Source organism: Frankia sp. CcWB2, assembly GCF_977927585.1.
The window spans coordinates 11079-14089 of the sequence record NZ_CDWRCM010000119.1; the positions used below are offsets into that span (position 1 = coordinate 11079).

Annotated in this window: 2 protein-coding genes; one reads left to right on the forward strand and one right to left on the reverse strand. The window is 73.2% G+C overall.

Annotated features, from left to right (window positions below; all coding sequences use genetic code 11):
- Window positions 1-95: 95 nt before the first annotated feature.
- Entirely contained in the window at window positions 96-1607 is a 1512-nt protein-coding gene (locus ACY45C_RS13570) for a phosphatase PAP2 family protein (protein ID WP_462187975.1), read from the forward strand.
- 105 nt (window positions 1608-1712) lie between these two features.
- On the opposite strand, the gene ACY45C_RS13575 is transcribed toward ACY45C_RS13570, so the two are convergent.
- Window positions 1713-2549, reverse strand: a complete 837-nt coding sequence (locus tag ACY45C_RS13575) for a hypothetical protein (RefSeq protein ID WP_462187973.1) — start codon at window positions 2547-2549, stop codon at window positions 1713-1715.
- Window positions 2550-3011 lie beyond the last annotated feature (462 nt).

The window sequence follows — 3011 nt, forward strand, 5'->3', positions numbered from 1 at the left end:
CCGGCGTGGGGTCAAGGCCGGTAACGAGGCCGGGAACCGGGACCGCTCTCCGCTGGCCCGCGGAGAGCCGGGTCGGTCGGCGCGCCCGGATCCTCATGCGCCGTGACATCGCGCTGGGCCGGACGTTCCTGCACGCCTTCACCAGGGCGGACCGGTCGCTGTTCGCGGCGCTGGCCGGCGGCAGACCGCTGCTCGACCCGGTGCTGCCGCGGCTGTCTCATGCCGCCGATCACGGTCTGCTCTGGTGGGGGGTGGCCGGGACGCTCGGTGCGACGAAGGGACGCCGTCGCCCGGCGGCCGCCCGTGGCCTGCTCGCCCTGGGAGTCGCGAGCGTCCTCGCCAACGGGCCGATGAAGGTGGTGTTCCGCCGGGACCGCCCACCGACTCACACGATTCCCCCGCTGCGGCGGCTTCGCGAGGATCTCACGACGTTCTCGTTCCCCTCCGGGCACGCGGCGTCGGCGGCCGCCTTCGCCACCGGAGTCGCGTTGGACGCGCCCGGCGCGGCAGTGCCGGTGGCCGCGCTCGCCGCCACGGTGGCGTTCTCCCGGGTGTACGTCGGGGTGCACTATCCCGGGGACGTGGCCGCCGGCGTGCTGCTGGGGATCGGGGCGGGCCTGCTGACGACGAAGGTGATGCCGCGTCGGCCGTGGGCCCCTGCCCGGGCCAGCCCCGCGTCGGCGTGGGCGCCCGCCCTGCCCGACGGCGACGGCCTCACGGTGGTGGTGAACGCCCGTTCCGGTCCGGGTAACCACACGGACCTGCTCGCCGTGCTGCGGGCCGACCTGCCCAGGGCCCGGGTCGTCGAGGTCGACGCGGGCGGCGACGTAAGAACCGCGCTGGTGTCCGTGGCGGCGCGGTCCCGTGTGCTGGGCGTCGCCGGCGGCGACGGCACCATCAACGCGGCCGCCCAGACCGCGCTGGCGCACGGCGTGCCGCTGGCGGTCTTCCCCGCGGGCACGCTCAACCACTTCGCCGCGGACGTCGGACTCGCCGAGGCGGGTGACTCGGTGCAGGCGATACGGGAGGGTTCGGCGGTCGCCGTCGGCATCGGCCGGGCCGAGGGCATCAGCGCGACGTTCAGTCGGTTCTCCCGTATCTTCGTGAACACCGCGAGTCTCGGCGGCTACCCGGACATGGTCGCCATCCGTGCACGGTTCGAGCGCCACATCGGCAAGTGGCCGGCGATGCTCATCGCGCTGAGCTGGGTGCTGCGCCACGAAGCGCCGTTCGAGGTCGAGATCGACTCCGAGTACCGCCGGGTCTGGCTGATCTTCGTCGGCAACGGGATCTACCAGCCCGGCGGGTTCGCCCCCACCTACCGCACCCGCCTTGACGAAGGGCTGCTGGACCTGCGGGTGGTCGACGCCGCGGCGCCGCTTGCCCGGCTCCGGCTGGTGGGGGCGGTGCTGACCGGCCGTCTCGGGCGCAGCCGGGTGTACGAACAACACACGGTCGAACGGGTCACGATCTCATCCCGTCAGCCCGGCCCGCTGCCGTTCGCCTGTGACGGCGAGGTCACGGAGGGGGTGGAACGCATCGTCATCACTCCGGGCGGAGCCCGACTGATCGTCTACCGGCCGTGGCGGCCCGACGCATCCGGCTGAGCCGGGCCGGTGGACCGACAGCCGGGCGGACCGACAGCCGGGTGGACCGACAGCCGGGCGGACCGACAGCCGGGCGGACCGACAGCCGGGCGGACCGCGGCGGCGTCAGCGACCGCGGCGGTGCTGCAACGGGATGAGCGTGTGCAGCGGGCTGGTCAGCCGGGTGAACTGGTCGGCGTCGAGGAGATCCTCGACGAGCAGCGCGCAGGCCAGGTCGGCGCACAGCTCCATGACCCGCCGGTCCTCGCTCGAATCGGTGCCCCGATGGCCGCGGCAGTACGGGCACAACCGCCAGAAGCCCTCGGCGGCGCTGCGCCGGACCAGGGTCCACACCCGGCGACGCCCGGTCACCACGGCGCTCGCGAAGGCGGCGTCCATCGCCATCTGGTGCGCGGAGTCGTCGCGGGTGAGCGCGGACACCAGCAGGTCGTCGAAGACCTCGAGGCTGTCTGGATCGTGGCAGCGCCCGGCGAGGACCGGGAGTGCCGCGAGAACCTGCTTCACGTCCGCCGCGGCCGGGCCGAGGTCGGGTTCGTGTGCGCGCGCGCGAGGGTAGACCGTACGCCACGGACGCATCAGCGCCGCATACTCCGCGCGGCCGAGGATGGGCCGGGCGTAGGAGGCGGCGACCGCGTCGCGCATCGCGCGCAGAGCCGTGGCGGCGATCGTCGGTTCGACGGTGACGTACTCCGCGCCGGTGAGGTCGTCGGCGTAGATCGCGCTCAACGCGTCGAAGGCGGCCAGCACCTCGACGATCAATGGCGAGTCGGGGGAGAGCGCCTTGTCCCGGGCTGCGGCGAGGTACCCCGAGTTACGCCAGGCGCCGGCGAGCGAGACGAGCTCCGTGTCGGTGGTGTGGACGAGTTGGGCGAGGATGCCGAGAATGCCGCGGAGGTTGGGATGTTCCTCCAGCCGCTCGATGCGACGGGCCCGCAGGATCATGCCGCCGTCCCGCCCGCGCGGCTCGCGCCGCCGCGCTGGGACCGCCGTGGGTTCACCGCGCTCCCGCCCGTCCGCGGTACAGGTGATGCCGCCGCGGGTGCGGTGGTCGTCGCGACACCGTTCACCTCGTCCTCCTCGACCGTCGCAGCATGCGCCGCGCGGGCCTCGTCACGACCCGCAGCCGCGCGCCGGCCGGTCGGCTGGTCGTCGGCTGGCCGGCCGGCTCCTGATTGACCTGACAATTGAACTGACAGCGACCTGACAGATGCCTGACCGTACCGGACCGCGAAGTGGCCGTGCGGTGATCGGCAGGCGGGTTTTCGTTGCTCTCCGACACCGACGGGGGTCGGGAGTACGTGCCGGAGGCTTCGCCGCCGGCGGTTTCGCGGCTGGTAACGCCGCGTGACCAACCTTTGGACATCACCCTCGAGAGACTAGGGCCTGTTTGGGAAGTATGTCCCG